Below are 20,200 nucleotides of genomic sequence, written 5' to 3' on the forward strand. Positions count from 1 at the left end.
CACATCAACAGAAAGCCAGCATGCGAGTTCTTGCAGCCATGAGCGGCGGAGTCGACTCCGCCGTTGCCGCCGCCCGCGCCGTCGAGGCGGGGCACGACGTCGTCGGCGTCCACTTGGCGCTGTCCCGCATGCCCGGAACACTGCGCACGGGCAGCCGCGGCTGCTGCACCATTGAAGACTCCCGCGACGCCTGGCGCGCCTGTGACGTACTGGGGATTCCTTATTATGTTTGGGATTTCTCGGAGCGCTTCAAGGAAGACGTTGTCCAGGACTTCATCGATGAATACGCCGCGGGCCGAACTCCTAATCCCTGCATGCGCTGCAACGAGCGGATCAAGTTCGCCGCCTTGCTGGAGAAGGCCATCGCCCTGGGCTTCGACGCGGTCTGCACTGGACACTACGCCAAGGTCATCCAGGACGCCGACGGCAATCCCGAACTCCACCGTGCCGCCGATTGGGCCAAGGACCAAAGCTACGTACTCGGTGTCCTGACCCACGAACAGCTCAAGCACTCCATGTTCCCGCTGGCAGAGACTCCCTCCAAGGCCGAGGTCCGCGCAGAGGCGGAGCGCCGCGGCCTGTCCGTCGCGAACAAGCCGGACAGCCATGACATCTGCTTCATTCCGGACGGCGATACCGCCGGCTGGCTCGCCGAGAAGATCGACATGACCACGGGCGACATCGTGGACGAAGCGGGAACCAAGGTAGGGGAGCACCCGGGAGCAAACGCATTCACCGTAGGCCAGCGCCGTGGGCTCAAGCTGGGCACCCCTGCCGCCGACGGCAAGCCGCGCTTCGTGCTGGAAATCCGGCCCAAGGAAAACAAGGTGGTCGTCGGGCCCGAAGCGCTACTGGCCATCGATGAGATCCGTGGAATCAAGGTGTCCTGGGCCGGCCTGCCCATCGCCGAGGTGGCTACCGGAGCCGAGTTCGACTGCTATGCCCAGGTCCGCGCCCATGGAGATCCCGTTCCCGCCAAGGCATCTGTCGAGCGGCACGTCGACGACGCCGGGGTAGAGCGCGAAGGCCTCGTGGTGACTCTCGTCGATCCCCTCCGAGGGGTGGCCCCCGGGCAGACCATCGTGCTGTACCAAGGCACCCGCGTCCTGGGCCAGGCAACCATCGACGCCGCCCGGTCCCTTCAGCGCGCGGAGCTCTAGACCTCGTAACGCACTGCAGTGGGAAAGGCGCCGACAATATTGTGAGCGCTAACCACGGATCATTCCAACATCAGGAGCGCATGTGGCGGTCCGCCTAGCCGACTTCGCGCCAAAAGAAAAGTAAATTTTGTGTCTCAACTCACAAAATCAAACGTTTCACCAAAAAAGCTTCTGATTGAATCGTGGAGTCAGGAGTATGCGCTCCTAAGAAATTACCGACGGCGGTTCGCCGTATCCATCGAACAGAAAGTTCACTGATGGCATTGAACAAAAAAGCCTTGCGAAGCGCTATCGCGTTCGCGGGCATCTCCGTATTCGCTTTGACGGCCTGCACGGGCCCGGCGGGCGGCGGCGGTTCAGCTTCCTCAGCTGCCAGCGGTCCGATCGCTTATGGCACCACCGATAAGGTGACCGCACTCGATCCCGCAGGCTCGTACGACAACGGTTCCTTCATGGTGATGAACCAGGTCTATTCCTTCCTCCTCAACTCGAAGCCAGGAAGCGCCGACCCGGTTCCGGACCTGGCAGCGTCGGCGTCGTTCACGTCGCCCACCGAGTACACCGTCAAGCTGAAGCCCGGACTCAAGTGGGCCAACGGCCACACGCTGGACTCCACCGACGTCAAGTTTTCGTTTGACCGGCAGCTCAAGATCAACGACCCCGCTGGTCCCGCAAGCCTGCTCGAAAACCTGGACAGCGTCACCACCCCGGACGCCAACACCGCCGTTTTCAAGCTGAAGCTCGCGAACGACCAGACGTTCCCGCAGATCCTCAGCAGCCCGGCCGCGCCGATTGTGGACCACCAGGTCTTCCCGGCCGACAAACTTCTTTCAGATGACGACATCATCAAGGCCAAGGCGTTCTATGGCCAGTACACGATCGACAGCTACAAGAAGAACGAGCTCATCAGCCTCAAGGCCTACCCTGACTACCAGGGTGTCCTGGGCAAGCCGGCCAACGACGCCGCCACGATCAAGTACTACGCCGAGCCGACCAACATGAAGCTGGACATCCAGCAGGGCAACATCGACGTTGCGAACCGAAGCCTCAGCGCCACCGACGTCGACGACCTCAAGAAGGACTCCAAGGTCAAGGTCAACGTTGGTCCCGGCGGCGAGATCCGCTACATCACGTTCAACTTCAACACCATGCCGTTCGGCGCCAAGGCAGCCGGAGCCGACCCGGCCAAGGCACTTGCCGTGCGCCAGGCCATCGCCAACCTCGTTGACCGCCAGGCAATCGCGGACCAGGTCTACAAGGGCACTTACCTGCCGCTGTACTCCAATGTCCCCAGCGGCTTCCTGGGCGCCAACGAGTCGTTCAAGGATGCCTACGGCGACAACGGAAAGCCGAGCCTGGACAAAGCCAAGAAGGTTCTTTCCGATGCCGGTGTCAAGGACGTCGTCACGCTGAACCTCCAGTACAACCCGGACCACTACGGCAAGTCCTCGGGCGACGAGTACGCCATGATCAAGGACCAGCTTGAGAAGTCGGGCCTCTTCAAGGTGAACCTGCAGTCCACCGAATGGGTGACCTACAGCAAGGCCAGCCGCGCCGACGAGTACCCGCTGTTCCAGTTCGGCTGGTTCCCTGACTTCAGCGACCCCGACAACTACCTGACCCCGTTCTTCCCGAACGGTGGCTTCCTGAAGAACCACTTCAACGACCAGGCCGTGACCGACCTGATCAACAAGCAGCTGACCACTACGGACAAGTCGGCTCGCGAATCCACCATCAAGGACGCCCAGAACGCCCTGGCAAAGGACATTTCCACTTTGCCGCTGCTCCAGGGTGCCCAGGTTGCCATCTCGGCGAAGGGCGTGAACGGCGTCGACAAGACGCTTGACGCTTCCTTCAAGTTCCGACTGGGAACTATTTCAAAGTAAGCAGCCGGTAGGGGGAGGCGGGTGCCAACAGGTGCTTTGCCTCCCCTTATTGCTGATTGCCTCACATTTTGAGCAAAACCCCGCGCGATCCGCGGGCAATGAACTTTAGGTAGCAATGACAACACTTATAGAGGTGCCCGACGTCGAACCGGACGCGGTCGCTCCCAAGAGTAAATCAGCGGGCGGGGGTCTCGGCAGGTACATCGTGGTCAGGTTCTTCCTGATCATTCCCACGATCTTCATCCTCGTCACTCTGGTTTTCTTCCTCATGCGGGTCATCGGAGACCCCATCACCGCAGCCCAGGGCGGCCGGCTTCCCCCGGATGTCCTGGCGCAGCGAATCCACGACGCCGGTTACGACCGGCCGATCATCATCCAGTACTTCGAATACCTGGGCCAGTTGATCACCGGTAACTTCGGCACCACCATCACGGACCGGCGGCCCGTCGTCGAAATGCTGTCGACCTTCGGTGCGGCCACCCTTGAGCTCTCGATCAACGCGCTGATCGTGGCGCTCGCGGTCGGCATCCCGCTAGGCATGATCGCCGCGCAACGGCGCGACAAGGCGTCTGACGCTTTCCTTCGCTGCTTTGCCATCCTGTGCTACGCCACTCCGGTCTTCTTCTCCGGACTCCTGCTGAAGCTGACGTTCTCCGTTTGGCTCGGATGGCTCCCAGTGGCCGGTCGCGTATCCACCCGCACTGAGCTGACCATGGGCCAACTTGCCGCCCCCACCGGCATTTACTGGCTCGACGCCCTGCGCAGCGGCAATCTCACCGCACTCGGCGATGTCGTGTCCCACGCCGTTCTGCCGGCTATCGCCCTGGGTCTCCTGACCGCCGGCGTCTTCCTGCGACTCGTCCGGACCAACGTCATCGGGACGCTGGGCAAGGACTACGTCGAGGCCGGCCGTTCCCGCGGCGTCAGCGAGTTCCGGCTCGTGACGAAGCACGCCTACAAGCCGGCGCTTATCCCCATCATCACCGTCATGGGCTTGCAGATCGCCCTGATGCTCGGCGGAGCCGTACTCACCGAGACCACCTTCGAATGGAAGGGCCTTGGCTACCAGCTGGTCCAATACCTGAACGCCAGGGACTTCGTGGCGGTCCAGGGCATCGTGGTGCTGCTGGCCGTCATCGTCGCATTTACCAACTTCGTCGTGGACGTCGTCGCCGCGCTGATCGACCCGCGAGTGAGGTACTGACATGAGCACCGCAACAATTTCAGGACGGAAGAAGTCCTTCCTGTCCGGACTTCCTGTCATTTCCCACGTCAAAAAGAGCGTCGGCCTCCAGCGGGGCATGCTCATCACCGGGCTTGTGCTGACCGGGCTCTTCCTTCTCTCGACCGTGCTTGCGCCGTTCATCGCACCGTACGGCTATTCCCAGCTGAGCGACGCAACAGGCTCGTTCCCCACCCAGGAGGCTCCCGGCGGCAAGCACCTGCTCGGCACCACAGTCGGCGGCTATGACGTCCTCTCCCGCGTCCTGTGGGGTTCACAGACCGCGGTGACCGTGATCGTCGTCGCCGTGGTGATGTCCATCTTCCTCGGCGTGGCGCTGGGCCTCCTCAGTGGTTACTTCGGTGGCTGGCTGGACCGGGTGCTGGTAGTCATCGCCGATGCCATTTATGCCTTTCCTTCCCTGCTCCTGGCGATCGTCATGTCGATCGTCATCAGCCGTGGCCAGTCGAGTTTCTGGGGCGGCATCCTCGCTTGCTCCTTCTCGATCACTGTGGTGTTCGTTCCGCAGTACTTCCGCGTGATCCGGGCCGAAACCATCAGGCTCAAGGCCGAGCCGTTCGTGGAATCGGCCATGGTCCTGGGCGCGTCCAGCCTCCGGATCATCACCCGGCACATCTTCAAGAACGCCACCAGGACGCTTCCATTGATGTTCACCCTGAACGCCTCCGAAGCGATCCTGACCTTGGCCGGCCTCGGCTTCCTGGGCTTCGGCATCGAACCGTCCTCAGCCGCGGAGTGGGGCTTCGACCTCAACAAGGCCATGGCGGACGCTTCCTCCGGAATCTGGTGGACCGGCGTCTTCCCCGGTATCGCGATCGTCCTCACAGTGCTGGGGCTGACCTTGGTCGGCGAAAGCATCAACGATCTCAACGATCCCCGCCTCCGTGGTCGCAAGCGTGCCGGAGGCAAAGCCTCCCGCTCCAAGGCCGCAGCAGGAACCGACGGCAAGAACACAGGGGCCACCACCGCTCCTGAACCAGAAGCAGGTAAGGCATGACCACCAACATCGGCAACATTTCGGACCAGCCGCTGCCAACCGGGCAGCCCGTCCTGGACATCGAACGGCTCAAAGTCACCTTTGCCACCGACAGCGGCGACGTCTACGCGGTCAAGGACGTCAGCCTCGAGGTCAAAGCCGGCGAAGTGCTGGCGATCGTCGGGGAGTCAGGTTCCGGCAAGACCGTCACGGCCAAGACCATCCTCGGCCTCCTCCCTGAAACGGCCATCAGCTCCGGGGCCGTGCTGATCAACGGCAACAACGTCATCAGTGTCAGTGCGTCCAAACTGCGCAAGATCCGTGGCCGCGACGTGGCCATGGTCTTCCAGGAACCGTCAACGGCCCTGAACCCGGTGTTCACGGTCGGCTGGCAGATCGCCGAAGGCATCCGGGCGCACGCCTCGGACGGACACCGCATCTCGGCCAAGGAGGCCAAGAAACGGGCCACCGAAGCCCTGCGGAAGGTGGGCATCCCCGATCCGGAAACCCGCGTCAACTACTATCCCCACCAGCTTTCCGGTGGCCAGAAGCAACGCGTCGTCATCGCGGCCGCGCTTGCCTTGAACCCCGGTTTGATCGTGGCGGACGAGCCGACGACGGCCCTGGACGTCACTGTCCAGGCCGAGATCCTTCAGTTGCTCCGGGACTTGCGGGACAAGTACGGCACCTCGATTGTGCTCATTACGCACAATATGGGTGTCGTGGCCGACCTGGCAGACCGCGTCGTGGTCATGTACCAAGGTGATGTCGTCGAAGAGGCCACCGCCAGGGTGCTTTTCGCCGAGCCGAAGCAGGACTACACCAAGAAGCTGCTGGCCGCCGTGCCGCACCTCGGCCGCAACTCAGCGTCCGAAGGGGCCACCCAACGGTTGCACCAGACCGGTAAAGTCCTGGTTGAGGCCAAGAACCTCACCATCGAGTATCCGGGGCGCCTCGGCAAACCCGGGTTCAAAGCCGTGGACAACGTCAGCTTCACGGTCTCCGAGAACGAGGTCTTCGGCCTGGTGGGCGAGTCCGGTTCGGGCAAGTCCACCATCGGCCGCGCCATCGCAGGCCTGAACAGGGCAACCGGCGGCAGCCTCAAGGTCCTTGGTTACGAAATGCTGGGCTTCAAGGAGCACACCTTCAAGCCGTTGCGCAAGGACATCGGCTTCGTCTTCCAGGACCCGGCCGCTTCGTTCAATCCTCACCTGACCATCGGTGAGTGCGTGGCAGAACCGCTGCTCATCCATACCCACCCGAGCCCGGCTCAAGCACGCCTGCGCGTGGCGCAGTTGCTCGAATCGGTGCAGCTGCCGGCGTCGTACGCGGAACGCTTCCCGCACGAGCTCTCCGGCGGGCAGCGCCAGCGCGCTTCGCTGGCGCGTTCACTCGCGCTCAACCCGCGCCTCCTGATCGCCGACGAGCCGACCTCGGCCCTCGACGTTTCCGTGCAGGCAAAGGTCCTGGAACTGTTCAAGGACATCCAGGAAGAGTTCGGTTTCGCCGCGCTGTTCATCAGCCACGACCTCGCCGTCGTCGACATTCTCTCCCACTGGGTGGGCGTGTTGTACAAGGGCAAGCTCGTAGAGCAGGGGATCGGCAGCCAGATCATGGGCAATCCCCAGCACGACTACACCCGCAAGCTCATCGCCTCGCTGCCAGTGCCGGATCCTGACGAACAGGCCCGACGCCGGGAAGAGAACCGCGCGCTGCTGGGCATCTAGCCCGCCATCCAAGCAACGATCCGCAAGAACGGACATGCCCGCCCTTCTCCGCGAAGGGCGGGCATGTCCGTTCTGCGGCGGCTATTCGGACACGATGCTGATGTTGAAGAGTTTGTCCTTTGGCTGGCGCATGAAGATCCTGAGCCACAGCGGCATCCACATTTCAAGACCGCGGGCGACGTCGAGCCCGCCCAGATCGTGGATGCGTTCCGGGATCCAGCCGAACTCCCGCAGGAGCGCGACGACGGTGGCTTTCGCGTCGTCGTCGTTCCCTGCCAAGAAGACGTCATGGGCACCCTCGGCGAGCCTGAGCGGATCAACCATCAGCGGAGCCTCCAACGTGTTGAGGGCCTTGACCACGCGGGCCTTGGGGAAGGAACGCTGGATGGTTTCGGCAATGCTGTCGGTATTGCAGACGGAGAGCGACGGCGGGAAGCCGGCGGAAAAGTCCAGCGGGTTGGACACATCAACCAGGACCTTGCCCGCCAGGTTCGCCTCGCCGGCTTCACTCAACGCGGCGAGGGACACCATCCCGGGGGTTGCGTTGACCACGACCTCGGCCATTGCGGCGGCCTGCGCGAAGGAACCGGAGCTTGCTCCCGGACCCGCCTGTGCTGCCCACGCCATCCCCTTGGGATTGCCGGCCTCCCGGGAGCCCATCATGACTTCGTGGCCTAGCGCCACCAACTTGCCGGCCAGGGTATGCCCCACCATTCCGGTGCCAAGAACTGCGATTTTCATGCGTGCTCTCCTTATCATCGGGGCGGACATGCCCATTCTGCCCCTCAAGGCCCGGCCGGCACACCCTAGACTGGAGGAATGACCGAGCAGAACCACGCCCTCCCCGACGCCGACTCCTTCGATCCTTCAGCCAGCTCCCTCGCCGGCCGCGTGGACCAGGCCGTCATGGACGAGTTGCTCTCCATCCGCTCCAGCATCGACAACATCGACGCCACCCTCGTCTTCCTTCTCGCGGAGCGGTTCAAGGCCACCCAGAAAGTGGGCGTCCTCAAGGCGACCCACAAGCTTCCCGCGGGGGACCCCGGACGTGAGTCCGCCCAGATTGAGCGGCTCCGCCGGCTCGCCGAAGAAGCGCACCTCGATCCTGCCTTCGCCGAGAAGTTCCTGAATTTCATCATCAGTGAGGTCATCCGGCACCACGAGGCAATCGCCGAAGGCCACCAGGCTTCCATCGCGCAGGCCTGAACACGTGGCCGCCGAAACCGCGCAGAACCAGGTCACCGCCACGGCATTGGGCCCTTGGCCCGGAACGGATCCTGCTGAGGCCGCCCGGATCATCCGCGGCGAGCTGGGCAGCCCGCACCTGCCGTTCCTGGCCGAGCTTCCGGACCGTGGAGTCGGCTCGGACGCCCTCGGCCGGACGGCATCCCTTCTGGTTGAGTTGGCCATCGATGTGCAGCCGCACGGCTGGCGCCTGGTAGACCGCCCGGGTAAGGACCTCCGGCGTGCGAGGTCCGACCTTGCGACGGACATCAACGTCCTGGCCGACGTTGCCGGCTCGGAAGAATCCTCCGCTGAGGAACTGAAGATCCAGTTGCGCGGACCGCTGAGCCTAGCGGCGGGCCTCTACTTGCACAACGGAGAACGTGCTCTCCTTGACTATGGTGCCCGGAGGGACATTGCTGAGTCCTTGGCCGCCGGCGTCGCTGAGCACATATCCCGCGTCCGTGCTGCGGTGCCGGGCGCCGGGATAGTGGTCCAGCTTGACGAACCGGACATCTCCTCCGTGTTGGCAGGCACAATTCCCACGGCGAGCGGCTACCGTACCCTGCGCTCCATCCCGGGCGAGGAAGTTACGGGAGCCTGGCGGTTGGTGATCGACGCGCTGCGGGCCGCAGGAGCGGCGGAGACCGTGGTTTCCGTTCCGGAAATCGAAGCCCCGATCCAGCAGATCCTCTCCGCCGGAGCCGACGGCGTCGCCCTGCCGCTCAAAGCGCTCACCACGCGCCAATGGGAACAGGTTGCCACCGCGGTGGAAGCCGGCAAACGCCTGTGGGCAGGCGCTTTGCCCATCGAGAATCCGCGGGCAACCCTGCCACGCACCGCCGAGCTTGTGGACACCGTCTGGCGGCCTTGGCGCCAACTCGGCCTACCCGCGTCGAGCCTGGCGGCCGTGCGTGTCACGCCCTCGGACGGGCTGGCCGGATTCTCGCCGTCGGGAGCCAAAGACGTTCTGAACCGCTTGACCCAGATTGCGGACGGGCTGAACCAGCTCGCGCTCGGCTAGCCTGCTGCGGGTCTTCTAGACGCGCCGTTCCCAACGGTCGGGCTCGGCATAGCGGGGGAGCCCGACGGCGGCAGTGGCGGTCCGCGCGGGCGCGGCACCATCCGTCGCGGGCAGTGAAGGAGCCAAACGATAGTCGAAGGAACCGGCGTAGACCAGGACCAAGCCGACGTGTGGCTGAAGCACCTTCACCTGGATCCGATGCTTGCCTTCTGCCGGATCCCACCACTGCTCCGCGTAGGCCTTCGCATCAAGGAAAGCCGGCAAGCTGAGCCTCAGCGGACCCAGGAACAAACGCGAGGCTCGCGAGACGCCGCGAAGACGCCCTTCCGCTGTGACATCCAAATCCAATGCCGTGGCCAGCCTGCGGTACCGGCCCAAATAGTCGACCAGGCGGGTATCGCCGTCGTTGGCGGCCTCCGCAACAGTGGTGTCATGGAACAGCCGGGTGTGCCCGGGAAAGAAAATTTCACGCCGGGCCGTGAGGCTGGACCGTCCGAACGGATCAAGGTGCGCATGATTTTCGATGCGGAACGGGATGCGCTCGCCGTACTCGGGGAAGAAAGCCTCTTCCCCTGCAACCGTGGCAAGGAGGGGGCGAAGCCATTTCTGCCGGCAACCGACCACGTCGAAGACGCCCTCGCCGATTCCATAGGATCCGGAGCCTGGGGCAAGGGAGAAGTAGTCCTGGAGTTCAGGCTGCAACTGCCGGAACTTGCTGCCCAGCGCCAACTCGTAAATGGGTGTGCTCATGTGCTTTCCTCGGATTCGGGGTTGTTGATATCTGGACTCGGCGCCTGGCCAGGCTGCTACAAGCGGCCCGCTGCCTTCAGGCGAATGTACGCATCCGCCAGGAGTGGCGGCAGTTCCAACGGCTCGGCGTCGACTACCTCCGCGCCAAGCTGGCGCAATTGGGCGCTGACGGCCTCACGGTCCAGCAGGGCACGTTCGGCGGCCGAGGCACGGAAGACCTGGCTCGCCGTCGTGCGTTCTTCCTTCATTCGGCCCAGCAAAGGGTCCCGGACCGATCCGAGCAGCACCACGTGCTGCCGCACCAGTTGCGCCACCAAGGGAATCAGCCCTTCCTCGGGGGCACCGCTGTCGAGCGAGGTCAAGAGGACCACGAGGGAACGGTGCGCGGAAACGGCCCGTATTTGCGCGGGGACCTGGGCCCAGTCCATCTCGATCAGTTCCGCCTCAAGCGGAGCCATGGCCTGGACCAAGGAGCCAAGGAGATTGCCTTTGGCCGCTGAATCGGCACGCCCACGGACGCGCCTGTCGAAGGCGAAGAAGTCCACGCGGTCTCCGCCTCGCTCCGCCAACACTGCCAGCAGGAGAGCCGCTTCCATCCCGGTGTCCAGGCGGGGCTCGTCGTCGATTCGGGCTGCCGCCGTGCGCGATGTGTCGAGCATGATCACGACGCGGCGGTCCCGTTCGGGTCGCCAGGTCCGGACGACGACGGCGGTGCGCCGGGCGGTTGCCCGCCAGTCGATGGAGCGCACGTCGTCGCCCCGCACGTAGTCGCGGAGGGAATCGAATTCCGTGCCGGCACCGCGGATCTGCACGGCCGCTTTGCCGTCGAGCTCCCGAAGTTTGCGCAGCTTGGACGGCAAATGCCGTTTGGAACGGAACGGCGGCAGGACGCGAAGACGGCCGGGGAGGGCCACGGTGCGTTGCCTGGCGGCCAGGCCAAACGGGCCGAAGGACCGCAGCGTTACGTGTGGTGCCGTCAGGTCGCCGCGCCGAGTGGGCCTCAGCTGCACGGACATCCGCCGCCGCTCACCAGCCGGTATCTCAATGCGTTGGACGGGGGCGACGGTCCCCGCGGAGGGCTGCCAGGCGTCACGCACCATCCCGCGGAAGGTCCGCCGGTTGCCGTTTTCCAGCGTCAGAACGGATTCCGTTTCCGCGTGCAGGGTGACATTCCCGGGATCCTTCCGCTTCAGGGCGATTTTGGCCGGGGATGCGGCCAGCAGGAGGTCGCACAACACCAGGGCCAGCAGCACGGCGCTGGTGAGAAGGACTGTCGCCCACGCGGGAAACAGCAGCAACGGGGCCAATGCGGCGAAAACCAGCAGCACAAAGCGGCCCGTGATCGCCATTCAATGCCGCCCGAAGTGGAGGGTCCAGAGGTGGAAAGTCATGAGGCGAGGCCAATCAGCGCGGCACGGGAACAGAGGCCAGGATGCTGCCAAGGACATCATCGACGTTCACGCCGTCCATTTGGGCTTCGGGTCGAAGACCTACACGGTGCCTCAAACACGGCAGGGAGAGTGCTTTGACATCGTCGGGGGTGACGAAGTTGCGTCCGGTCAACCATGCCCAGGCACGCGAGGTGTTGAGCAGCGCTGTGGCGCCACGCGGGGAGACTCCCAGCTGGAACGACGGCGCCGCCCGCGTCGCTCGCACGACATCGACAATGTAGCCGAGGATCTCGGGGGCCACTGTCACTTCGGCCACCGCGTCGCGGGCATTCTGGAGTTCGGTGACGCCCGCTACTGCCCGGACTCCCGCAGCCAGCAAATTCCGCGGATCAAAACCTTCCGAATGCCTGCGGACCACTTCGATCTCTTCGGCACGTCCGGGCAGCGGCATGGAGAGCTTGAGCAGGAAGCGGTCCAGCTGTGCCTCGGGCAGGGGATAGGTGCCTTCATACTCGACAGGGTTCTGCGTGGCGGCAACAATGAACGGCGACGGCAAGGGCCGGGAGACTCCGTCCACCGATACTTGGCGCTCCTCCATGGCTTCCAGCAACGACGCCTGGGTCTTGGGCGGCGTTCGGTTTATCTCGTCCGCCAGCATGATGTTGGTGAATACCGGTCCTTCGCGGAAGGTGAATTCCGAGGTGTGCGAGTCGTAGACCAGGGAGCCGGTGACGTCACCCGGCATGAGGTCCGGAGTGAACTGGACGCGCTTCGTATCCAGGCTCAACGCAGTGGACAAGGCCCGTACCAGCAGCGTTTTGGCGACCCCCGGAACACCCTCAAGCAGTACATGGCCCCCGCAGAGCAGCGCGATGAGCATTCCGGTCACTGTTGCATCCTGCCCGACGACGGCCTTGCCCACTTCGTGACGGACGTCCAACAAGGCTTTGCGGGCAGGGTCGGACCGCGTAGCTGCCTGGGCTGGCTGCCCCTGCGACGCCGGGCCCCCCGAGTAGCCATAGCTGCCGTCGGTGTAGCTGTCTGCTTGATTGCTCATTGCCTGATTGCTCTGTGCTGGATTGCTCATGCGGCCGTTGCCTCCTGCTCGAGTTTTTCGATGCTTTGTGCCCATTGGACAAGTTCCGGTTCGGTGCGCGGCCGGTGGTCCAGCAGTAGCGTCCGCAGTTCCTGTGCCGGCCGTTTCATCTTTCGGGACACGGCATCGAGGATGGCATCTTTGCCGGCCTCGGGGCCGAGCCGGAAATGCTTGGCAAGCCTGGTCAAAGTGCCGGCCCGGAGATTGTCGGCCGCCTGGCCGACAGCGCGGGAATCCTGGTAGAGACGGGCGCGGCCTTCGGCGGTCTCTACAGCCTTGACCACTACGGGCAGCGGCTCGAACACGAGTGGCCCAAGCCGCCTGCCCCGCCACAGCACAGCGAGCAACGCGACCACCGCCAACCACAAACCCAGGAAACCAACCCACGGTGGCGCCAATTCATCCAGCGTGGGCGGTGTGCCATCATTCGGTACGTCACCGAGGCCCGGGAGATACCAGACGAGATCCGATGTTGGACCGAGGGTCCGGAGGGCCAATGCGGCGTTGCCCTCCACCTGCAGGAGATCGTTGCTGAGCAGGGCTGTGCTGCCGAGAACCACCAGCCGACCGTCCGCACTGGCAGCGTACATGCCGCCGTCGTTGCTGCTAGGCCGGTAGCACGTCACCTCGGCTCCGGTGTAAAGGAATGCGCCCTTGCTGGAGACACGCCCCGCAACAAGTGGATCCGCTTGCCCGCACCCCGCTTCCAACGTCGACGTCCCGTTGGGAACCACTCCGGCGTTATGGATCTCGCGGCCCAGCCCGGTCAGGGTTCGGAGGCCGGGAGCCACGACCACCACGCGTGTGGCCGATTGCTGCAGGCTGTGCAACTGGGCGGAATCGAGATAGCCATTGCGGTCATACAACAAGACGGTGGCGCGTGGTTTCCCGGCCAGCAACGAGGTTGTCGTCGCGAACGAATCGGACTCCGTGACCGCGACTCCGTGCCGCCGGAGGATTTCGGCCGCGGCCATGCCGCCATCCGGAGCGGCATTGCGGGCAGAGAGGGGTGCCGTGTCCGTGTTCGTGGGGGACTGGACCACGGTGACAGAGCCGAGTACCACCACGATGGCCCCGATGATGATCCAGGCCATATGGCGGTGCAACCAGCCCAGCAACTGCGCGGACCATCGAACAGTTTGAGTGTCCGCTGTCACCGCGGCACCGCCAAACCGTTGGCGGAGTGCCCGGCGAAATCAGGTTTCATGGCCGATAACCCGGTGTCCAATGCCAGCACGGCAGCATGGTCGGAAGCGGTGGCGGCGGCCTTCCCGTATTTCACGCCATCGAAAATCCGCGCCGCTTCCTCAAGGCGCGAACTGGCTGGCCCGAACGCGCGCCCCAATTGAGCAGCCGCCTCGTCCGCTGTCCGGCCAACCTGGATATCGATGACTGCCCGGTCCTCCGCAGAGCGAACCACAGCGCGGAACTGTTCGACGACGGCCGTTTGCCAGTCCTCGCGGCTTGCCGCAGCAGATGCCCGGGCGCGGAAGGCATCGGCATCAACTGTTGCCTCGCCGTCGAAAACCTCTGCTGACGTCTTCTTTCGGGCGTTGAGCCTCGGCCTGACCACAATCACGGCAACCACGATGAGGACTACGGCCAAGGCGGCGATCAACGGCATGCCGATATTTGGCCCGCTGATGGAATTGCCATTCAAAGATCGGAGCCAGTCGATGAACTGGTTCCACATCTGATCGATCCAATTGGGTTTGGCAGATGCGTACTGCGGTTTGGACAGTTCCTCAACCGCCCACCGTTGGGCTTCTCCGCGGTCCGGATCAACGGGAGGCTCGGAGGCGGCGAAAGGAAGCGCGAAGGGCGCGGATGCCGCAATCATCCTGTGGGGAAACCCTGAGCGGGGTTTGACGGCCATGGACGCGGACCGGCTTGAGGTGCCCGGCGCCGGCCCGGAACGCCGTCGGGATCTTCTCCAGACTCCAGAAGTCGGAGGAGCTCCACGTCCAGGCCGTCCCGCCGCATCCTCAGGTCCATGTAGATCAAGGCTGCCACGGAGGTCTGGAAAGCGAAGCCGACTGCACTTATGAGGACCGCTACGACCTGCGAAACCACAAGCAGGACAATCGTCGTGGTGGTCACCTGCGAGGCGCCGGCATGGGGTGCGAATACAGAGGTTACTCCACCGGACGCCATGCTCAGGGGAATCTGGATGACCGACCCGATGATACCCACCATGAAGGCCACCAGTAGCGTGATTCCGAAGATCCGCCACCAGTTCCCGGTGGTAAGCGCCCACGAGCGCCCGAGACCGGCGAAGACGCCGAGTTCTTCTACAGTGATCGCGGCGGGGGCTACCAACAGCTTGGTGTATATCCAGATGAATACGACCAAGGCACCGAATCCCAACGGAAGAAGCAAAAGAGCCCCGGCCGGTCCCAATCCGGTCAGAATGAGGGCGGCCAGCACGAACAGGACCACGAAGAACACCAACGATCCGGCAAGCAAGAGGGAGGCGAGGCCTACCAGGGGCCAGATACGCGAGCGGGCCAGGGACCACATTTGCTTGAACCCGGTGGGCCGGTTCAGCGCCGACCGGGCGACGGGGATGACCATGACGCCCTGAAGGATGGCTTCGAGCACCATGGTGAGCAAGGAAATTCCCAGAATCCCGGCAGAGGCGCTCATGATCGGGCCAAGATAGCGCATCGCCTCGTCTTGGCTCGTAAATCCTCCTACGGGAGGTCGAACCATCCCGAGCATGCCCAGCGCGGCCACCGTGCTTAGTGCACCGGTGACCGCCCGGACAATAAGGGCGGAGCCGAACATGGTTTTGGCGTTCCGGCGGATGGTCTGGAAGGCGCCGTCCATGATCTCACCGAAGAAGAGCGGCCGGAGGGGCACGATTCCGGGTTTCGGGGGAGCCACATAGCGGGGCTGGCCATAGGGCGGCGGACCGCCGCCCGGCCAACGCGGATCGATCGGCGCGCCCCACGCTTGCCCCGGATACTGTGGCGCGCCCCATTGCGGCTGACTGCCCCATTGTGGTTGGGCGCCGGGTTGCGGTGCGCCCCATTGTGGTTGGGCGCCCCACGGCGGCCGCGGTCCTTGTTCAGGCCGGTAACCCGGATCGGGTTGTGACACGTTTTCCTCCCCAAAAGATGCGTCCGCGGCAATGCACGGACCCCGAAAGGAGCCGTTCGCACCAGCCTATAGTTCCGCCGTCGTGCCTCATAGCCCATTTGCTTGCCGGCTGCGGCGCGCCATGCCGTGATTGGGCTCAACGGGACAAAGGCTTGGGGATAAGGGAATATATAACTATGAAGGCACGCATCCTGGTGGTAGACGACGACGAAGCGCTGGCCGAAATGATCGGCATCGTGCTGCGGAACGACGGCTTCGACCCGGTTTTTTGCGCGGACGGCGGGCAAGCGCTGGAGGTCTTCCGGTCCTCAAAGCCAGATCTGGTACTACTTGACGTGATGCTGCCCGGATCGGACGGTATCGAAGTGTGCCGCCAGATCCGCGGGGAGTCGGACGTCCCCATCGTCATGCTCACCGCCAAATCCGATACCTCCGACGTCGTACGCGGCCTTGAATCCGGTGCTGACGACTACGTGCCTAAGCCTTTCAAGCCGGCCGAGCTCGTTGCGCGGGTCCGTGCCCGGCTGCGCCCGGGAGACCAGAAGGCGCCCGAGACCCTGCGGATCGCCGACGTCACCATCGACGTGGCGGGCCACTTGGTGACCCGTGGCGGAGAGCGGATTTCATTGACGCCCCTGGAATTCGATCTCTTGGTCGCGCTGGCGCGAAAGCCCTGGCAGGTCTTCACCCGCGAACTGCTCCTTGAGCAGGTCTGGGGCTACCGCCACGCTGCCGACACCAGGCTGGTCAACGTCCATGTCCAGCGCCTGCGGTCCAAGATCGAGCGTGACCCGGAAGCTCCTGAAGTTGTATTGACGGTTCGTGGTGTCGGATATAAAGCAGGCGCCTGAGTCTTCCACCGGCGAGCCCGGCACTGACCAAGAGGCCCCGGCGGCCAAGGTCAAACATCCCGTTTCAGGACATCCTGTCCCGGAACATACGGACGCCCGGGCACTGAACCTCCCGTGGATCCTGGAGCGTGCCCGCATCTGGACCCGCCGCGCCCTGATCCTGGCACTGCGTGTCTCCCGCCTTGTGGTGACCGGACTTCGCCACATCCGGCCGGGAATCCGGTACTTGTGGCGCGCACTGCTGCGTCGTTGGCGCCGCTCGCTCGAATTCAGGACCGTCGCGGTGACGATTGTGCTGTCGATGGTGTCATTTGCGGTGGTCGGCGCGTACCTCTCGAACCAAATAGCGAACAACCTGTTCCAGGAACGTTTGAAGCAAGCCGAATCCGAGAGCCGCTACTACGTCAAGCAAGTCCAGGACACCTTCGACGGTTCACAGGCCAACGACCAGTCAAGCGTCATCACCCTCGTCTACGACACGCTCAAAGCGGTGGAGGGCAACGGCTCGGTCATCCAGCGGCGATACGTGTTCGAAGCGATGCCCGAACAAACCAAGCCACGCAACCGCTGGGTGGAATCGCGGGCCTCGGATCAGTTGACGGTCCGCGTCATTCCTCCGGCACTCCGCAAGTCGGTGCAGGAATCCGGCAAGGACCAATACTGGGCTTCCACTGAGTTCCCCGTCGGCAACCAGGACCACCCCGGCATCGCCGTCGGAAACAAGGTCACGTTCAACGGCACGGTCTACGAGCTCTATCTCCTCTATGACCTGGATACCGCCCAACAAACCCTGGACGAAATCCAGAACGTGCTGTGGGCGGGCGGTGCCGCGCTCATCCTGATGATCGGCGGTATCGCCTGGTATGTGACCAGGAACGTCGTGAGTCCGGTGAGCCACGCCGCCGTCGTCTCCGAAAAGCTGGCCGCGGGCCAGTTGCAGGAGCGGATGGTGGTCAAGGGCGAAGACGAGGTGGCCAGGCTGGGCGCCTCCTTCAACCACATGGCCGCGAGCCTGCAGGAACAGATTACCCAGCTCGCCACGTTGTCCCAGATGCAGCAGCGGTTCGTCTCCGATGTGTCCCATGAACTGCGGACACCGCTCACGACCGTTCGGATGGCAGCCGAAGTGTTGTTCGATGCCCGCGATGACTTCGACCCCATCAACAAGCGTTCCGCCGAACTGCTTTACAACCAGGTCGAACGTTTCCAGTCGTTGCTTTCGGACCTGCTGGAGATTTCCCGCTTCGACGCCGGGGCCGCGGTGTTGGACTCCGAACCGACGGACATCTTCCAGGTGGTTTCGCATGTCATCGACGGCGCCTCGCCCGTTGCCGCGGAGTATGGCTCCGAAGTGCGCCTTGCGTCACGCCACAAGCGCATCATCGTAGAGATGGATGCCCGCAGGATCGACCGCATCCTGCGGAACCTGCTGCTCAACGCCGTCGAACACGGCGAGGGGAAACCTGTCCACGTTTCCGTTGCCGCCAACCAGGATGCAGTCGCCATCTCGGTGCGTGACTTCGGCATAGGGATGACCGCGGCAGAAACCGCGCGGGTCTTTGATCGTTTCTGGCGCGCCGATCCCGCCCGTGCTCGGACCACGGGCGGCAGCGGACTGGGACTTTCCATCGCCGCGGAGGACACCAAGCTCCACAACGGTTGGTTGCAGGCTTGGGGGCGCAAGGGATCCGGTTCCAACTTCCGGCTGACACTGCCTCTCAAGAAGGGAGGCACAATCGTGAAGTCACCTTTGCAGCTTGAACCTGCCGACATCCATCTACCGGGCGCCGCTCCTGAGCGCCAGATGCTCGTTTTGGATGCGGGCGAGCCGCAACTCGAGCGCGATTCTGCTGAGGACCCAAGGCCTGAAGGCGCTCCGGCACTCCCGCTTGCACTGCCCCCCGTGCTGCCTCCCGTACTGCCCGCTGTACTGCCTCCCGTACTGCCTGCTGTACTGCCTCCAGCAGGAAACGACGACGCCGACAAAACCCAAGGGGGGACGGCGCCGTGAGTTCCCAACGCCCGTACCTGTCCCGGCGTCCGTACCTGTTACGGGCCGTGATCGCCGTTCTTGCCGTCCTCATGGTGGTCCTGAGTTCCTGCGCGCAGATCCCGCGGTCCGGTCCGGTCGGAAAGAGCAAGGACGAAAGCGCGGGGAACCCGAACGCTCCCGTCTTCTTCCCGCCGCCGCCACACCCCGGCGCCACCCCGGAGTCCATCATCGAAGACTTCTATGGCGCAGGCAGCGGTTACGAAGGCGACTACGCCGTGGCCCGGCAGTACCTCACGCAGGCGCTGTCCGTCAGCTGGAAGTCCGACAAACGCACGCTCGTTTTCCGGAAGGCGACCGTCGTCAAGACCGGTGTGGAAAACGAGTTCAAGTACCAGCTGGACCTCGCCTACTCGGTCGACGCCGACGGCGTTGCGACGCAGTTCCCGGAAGGAACCACCGAGACAATTCCGGTGACCCTGGAACAGGTTGACGGCGAATGGCGGATCTCGGCCGTCCCGGACGGCACCGCGATCCCGGAAGAGACGTTCAAAGTCATCTACGCGGCCCAGCCCATCTATTTCTACGACCCCTCGTTCACGTATGCGGTTCCGGACGTCCGGTGGTTCATCAAGAAGAACACTGTCAAGGCGATGACCAGCGCTTTGCTTGACGGTCCTGCGCCCTACCTCCAAGGTGCGGTCGTCAGTGCCTTTCCTTCGGGCATGAAGCTGGCCCGGGAGTCGGTGCCGGTAGTGTCGGGAGCCGCCCAAGTGGACCTTTCCGCGAAGGAGCTCGTGGATGCTTCTGCCGAGGACCGGCAGCGCATGCAAAACCAACTGACCCTGACCTTCCGAAGCCAGCCCGACGTGGTGAACGTCCAGTTGCGGGCTGACCAGGATCTTGTCCGGGTGGAGGACAACGGTTCGGTCCTGCCGCCCGTGCTTGAAAAGAATGCTCCTGCACGCCAAATCGCCGTCAGCAACGAAGAACTCGTGCGCTACGAGAACAACAGGGTCTCGGCCCTCCCGGACATGCAGCCTGTAGCCGGACTGAACCCGAGCGCTCCCGCGGAGTCCCCGACGTCCCAGGCCGTGGCTTTCCTCAACGGTGCCGGAACCACCCTGTATTCGATGATTCCGGGCCAACCCGCCCGTCAACTGACAACCCGGACCACGCTGAGCCATCCCTCCTTCAGCCCGCAGGACTGGGTCTGGACGGCAGGTCCGGGAGCCAACGGCGCCACCGAGGTCGCGGCGTTCAAACCATCCAACGTTCCTCAAGGCCAGCCCGTCCCCACGGTGACGATGACGCCGCCGTGGTTGGCAGGTCGGGTGGTGAGGGACTTCCGGATATCCCGTGAAGGGACGCGCGCGCTGGTGATTTCCGAGATGAACGGCAAGTCATCGGTGCAGGTGACCGGTATTGTCCGCAATCCTGACGGCACCCCCAAGGATTTGACTTCACCGATAACCTTGTTCGCTTCCGCTCCTGTTGATCAAGGGGTTTGGGTCAATTCCACTACAGTCGCGGTGATGAAAGCCTCGTCAACCGAGAACGTGGTTCCCGAGCTGTTGTCCTTGACATCGAGCCAGCCGCAGCTGTTGCCTGCATGGCCGAACCTGACGACTATCAGCGCGGGCAATGGGCCGGAGCAGATTTTCGGACAGTCGGGCGCAGGCGTGTTCCAACGAGTGGGCAACGGCTGGGAATTGCAACTCAAGGGCCCGGTGGACCCTTCTTTCCCGGGCTAAGCCTTCTTCGCGAAGCGCGCTCTCCG

General features: G+C 63.8%; 17 protein-coding genes. 10 read left to right on the plus strand and 7 right to left on the minus strand.

Annotated features, from left to right (window positions below; translation table 11 throughout):
* Nucleotides 1–38: 38 nt before the first annotated feature.
* The 5 genes from mnmA (at nt 39) to ABEA18_RS22445 (ending at nt 6,992) form a co-directional block, all read left to right on the plus strand.
* Nucleotides 39–1,160, plus strand: coding sequence for a tRNA 2-thiouridine(34) synthase MnmA (gene mnmA / locus ABEA18_RS22425; protein ID WP_425550567.1), 1,122 nt, complete (start codon nt 39–41; stop codon nt 1,158–1,160).
* A gap of 257 nt (nt 1,161–1,417) precedes the next feature.
* Nucleotides 1,418–3,046: an ABC transporter substrate-binding protein gene (locus tag ABEA18_RS22430; RefSeq protein WP_234748171.1), complete on the plus strand. Its 1,629-nt coding sequence runs from the start codon at nt 1,418–1,420 to the stop codon at nt 3,044–3,046.
* A gap of 115 nt (nt 3,047–3,161) precedes the next feature.
* On the plus strand, nt 3,162–4,250 hold the full coding sequence (locus tag ABEA18_RS22435; protein ID WP_306961067.1) for an ABC transporter permease: 1,089 nt from the start codon (nt 3,162–3,164) through the stop codon (nt 4,248–4,250).
* 1 nt (nt 4,251) lies between these two features.
* Nucleotides 4,252–5,286: an ABC transporter permease gene (locus tag ABEA18_RS22440; RefSeq protein ID WP_345452916.1), complete on the plus strand. Its 1,035-nt coding sequence runs from the start codon at nt 4,252–4,254 to the stop codon at nt 5,284–5,286.
* On the plus strand, nt 5,283–6,992 hold the full coding sequence (locus ABEA18_RS22445) for an ABC transporter ATP-binding protein (protein WP_345452918.1): 1,710 nt from the start codon (nt 5,283–5,285) through the stop codon (nt 6,990–6,992). Before ABEA18_RS22440 ends, ABEA18_RS22445 begins: the two co-directional genes overlap by 4 nt.
* A gap of 81 nt (nt 6,993–7,073) precedes the next feature.
* On the opposite strand, the gene ABEA18_RS22450 is transcribed toward ABEA18_RS22445, so the two are convergent.
* The gene (locus ABEA18_RS22450; RefSeq protein ID WP_345452920.1) at nt 7,074–7,733 is read right to left on the minus strand and encodes an NADPH-dependent F420 reductase; all 660 of its coding nucleotides are present in this window, start codon (nt 7,731–7,733) and stop codon (nt 7,074–7,076) included.
* A gap of 78 nt (nt 7,734–7,811) precedes the next feature.
* Between ABEA18_RS22450 and ABEA18_RS22455 the strand changes: the two genes are divergently transcribed.
* Nucleotides 7,812–8,198, plus strand: coding sequence for a chorismate mutase (locus ABEA18_RS22455; RefSeq protein ID WP_284754749.1), 387 nt, complete (start codon nt 7,812–7,814; stop codon nt 8,196–8,198).
* Nucleotides 8,199–8,202: 4 nt separating this feature from the next.
* A complete protein-coding gene (locus ABEA18_RS22460; protein WP_345452923.1) occupies nt 8,203–9,240 on the plus strand; it encodes a uroporphyrinogen decarboxylase/cobalamine-independent methonine synthase family protein in 1,038 nt (345 codons plus the stop codon).
* Nucleotides 9,241–9,255: 15 nt separating this feature from the next.
* Here ABEA18_RS22460 and ABEA18_RS22465 read toward each other — a convergent pair whose 3' ends face one another.
* From ABEA18_RS22465 to ABEA18_RS22490, 6 genes are read right to left on the minus strand one after another with little or no spacing between them, the layout of a single operon-like run.
* Nucleotides 9,256–9,990 carry a DUF4166 domain-containing protein gene (locus tag ABEA18_RS22465; protein ID WP_345452925.1) on the minus strand — a complete coding sequence of 245 codons (735 nt, stop codon included), beginning with the start codon at nt 9,988–9,990 and terminating at the stop codon, nt 9,256–9,258.
* Between the two features lie 56 nt (nt 9,991–10,046).
* Nucleotides 10,047–11,339, minus strand: coding sequence for a DUF58 domain-containing protein (locus ABEA18_RS22470; RefSeq protein WP_345452927.1), 1,293 nt, complete (start codon nt 11,337–11,339; stop codon nt 10,047–10,049).
* A gap of 55 nt (nt 11,340–11,394) precedes the next feature.
* The gene (locus ABEA18_RS22475) at nt 11,395–12,438 is read right to left on the minus strand and encodes an AAA family ATPase (RefSeq protein ID WP_345452930.1); all 1,044 of its coding nucleotides are present in this window, start codon (nt 12,436–12,438) and stop codon (nt 11,395–11,397) included.
* A 26-nt stretch (nt 12,439–12,464) separates the two neighbouring features.
* Nucleotides 12,465–13,634, minus strand: coding sequence for a DUF4350 domain-containing protein (locus ABEA18_RS22480; protein ID WP_345452933.1), 1,170 nt, complete (start codon nt 13,632–13,634; stop codon nt 12,465–12,467).
* Nucleotides 13,631–14,317 carry a DUF4129 domain-containing protein gene (locus ABEA18_RS22485; RefSeq protein WP_345452936.1) on the minus strand — a complete coding sequence of 229 codons (687 nt, stop codon included), beginning with the start codon at nt 14,315–14,317 and terminating at the stop codon, nt 13,631–13,633. The genes ABEA18_RS22480 and ABEA18_RS22485 overlap by 4 nt, the downstream gene beginning before the upstream one ends.
* The gene (locus ABEA18_RS22490; protein ID WP_345452939.1) at nt 14,314–15,363 is read right to left on the minus strand and encodes a DUF7847 domain-containing protein; all 1,050 of its coding nucleotides are present in this window, start codon (nt 15,361–15,363) and stop codon (nt 14,314–14,316) included. Before ABEA18_RS22490 ends, ABEA18_RS22485 begins: the two co-directional genes overlap by 4 nt.
* A 392-nt stretch (nt 15,364–15,755) precedes the next feature.
* On the opposite strand from ABEA18_RS22490, the gene mtrA reads away from it, so the two are divergent.
* The 3 genes from mtrA to ABEA18_RS22505 all read left to right on the plus strand — a co-directional run bounded on the left by mtrA (nt 15,756) and on the right by ABEA18_RS22505 (nt 20,174).
* Nucleotides 15,756–16,430, plus strand: coding sequence for an MtrAB system response regulator MtrA (mtrA, locus tag ABEA18_RS22495; RefSeq protein ID WP_236811907.1), 675 nt, complete (start codon nt 15,756–15,758; stop codon nt 16,428–16,430).
* Between the two features lie 103 nt (nt 16,431–16,533).
* Nucleotides 16,534–18,441, plus strand: a complete 1,908-nt coding sequence (mtrB, locus tag ABEA18_RS22500) for an MtrAB system histidine kinase MtrB (RefSeq protein ID WP_425550568.1) — start codon at nt 16,534–16,536, stop codon at nt 18,439–18,441.
* Complete coding sequence (locus tag ABEA18_RS22505; RefSeq protein WP_345452949.1) at nt 18,438–20,174, plus strand: LpqB family beta-propeller domain-containing protein; 1,737 nt, start codon at nt 18,438–18,440, stop codon at nt 20,172–20,174. The genes mtrB and ABEA18_RS22505 overlap by 4 nt, the downstream gene beginning before the upstream one ends.
* Nucleotides 20,175–20,200 lie beyond the last annotated feature (26 nt).

Origin of the sequence: Arthrobacter gyeryongensis (genome assembly GCF_039543785.1) — a bacterium.
Taxonomy (GTDB): Bacteria; Actinomycetota; Actinomycetes; order Actinomycetales; family Micrococcaceae; genus Arthrobacter; species Arthrobacter gyeryongensis.

Bases quoted from the DNA above. Each gene is read 5' to 3' on its own strand.
- ABEA18_RS22470 (WP_345452927.1), bottom strand. From the start codon at position 11,339: ATGGCGATCACGGGCCGCTTTGTGCTGCTGGTTTTCGCCGCATTGGCC.
- ABEA18_RS22450 (WP_345452920.1), bottom strand. From the start codon at position 7,733: ATGAAAATCGCAGTTCTTGGCACCGGAATGGTGGGGCATACCCTGGCC.
- mtrA (WP_236811907.1), top strand. From the start codon at position 15,756: ATGAAGGCACGCATCCTGGTGGTAGACGACGACGAAGCGCTGGCCGAA.
- ABEA18_RS22465 (WP_345452925.1), bottom strand. From the start codon at position 9,990: ATGAGCACACCCATTTACGAGTTGGCGCTGGGCAGCAAGTTCCGGCAG.
- ABEA18_RS22430 (WP_234748171.1), top strand. From the start codon at position 1,418: ATGGCATTGAACAAAAAAGCCTTGCGAAGCGCTATCGCGTTCGCGGGC.
- ABEA18_RS22485 (WP_345452936.1), bottom strand. From the start codon at position 14,317: ATGATTGCGGCATCCGCGCCCTTCGCGCTTCCTTTCGCCGCCTCCGAG.
- ABEA18_RS22435 (WP_306961067.1), top strand. From the start codon at position 3,162: ATGACAACACTTATAGAGGTGCCCGACGTCGAACCGGACGCGGTCGCT.
- mnmA (WP_425550567.1), top strand. From the start codon at position 39: ATGAGCGGCGGAGTCGACTCCGCCGTTGCCGCCGCCCGCGCCGTCGAG.
- ABEA18_RS22445 (WP_345452918.1), top strand. From the start codon at position 5,283: ATGACCACCAACATCGGCAACATTTCGGACCAGCCGCTGCCAACCGGG.
- ABEA18_RS22475 (WP_345452930.1), bottom strand. From the start codon at position 12,438: ATGAGCAATCAAGCAGACAGCTACACCGACGGCAGCTATGGCTACTCG.
- ABEA18_RS22440 (WP_345452916.1), top strand. From the start codon at position 4,252: ATGAGCACCGCAACAATTTCAGGACGGAAGAAGTCCTTCCTGTCCGGA.
- ABEA18_RS22455 (WP_284754749.1), top strand. From the start codon at position 7,812: ATGACCGAGCAGAACCACGCCCTCCCCGACGCCGACTCCTTCGATCCT.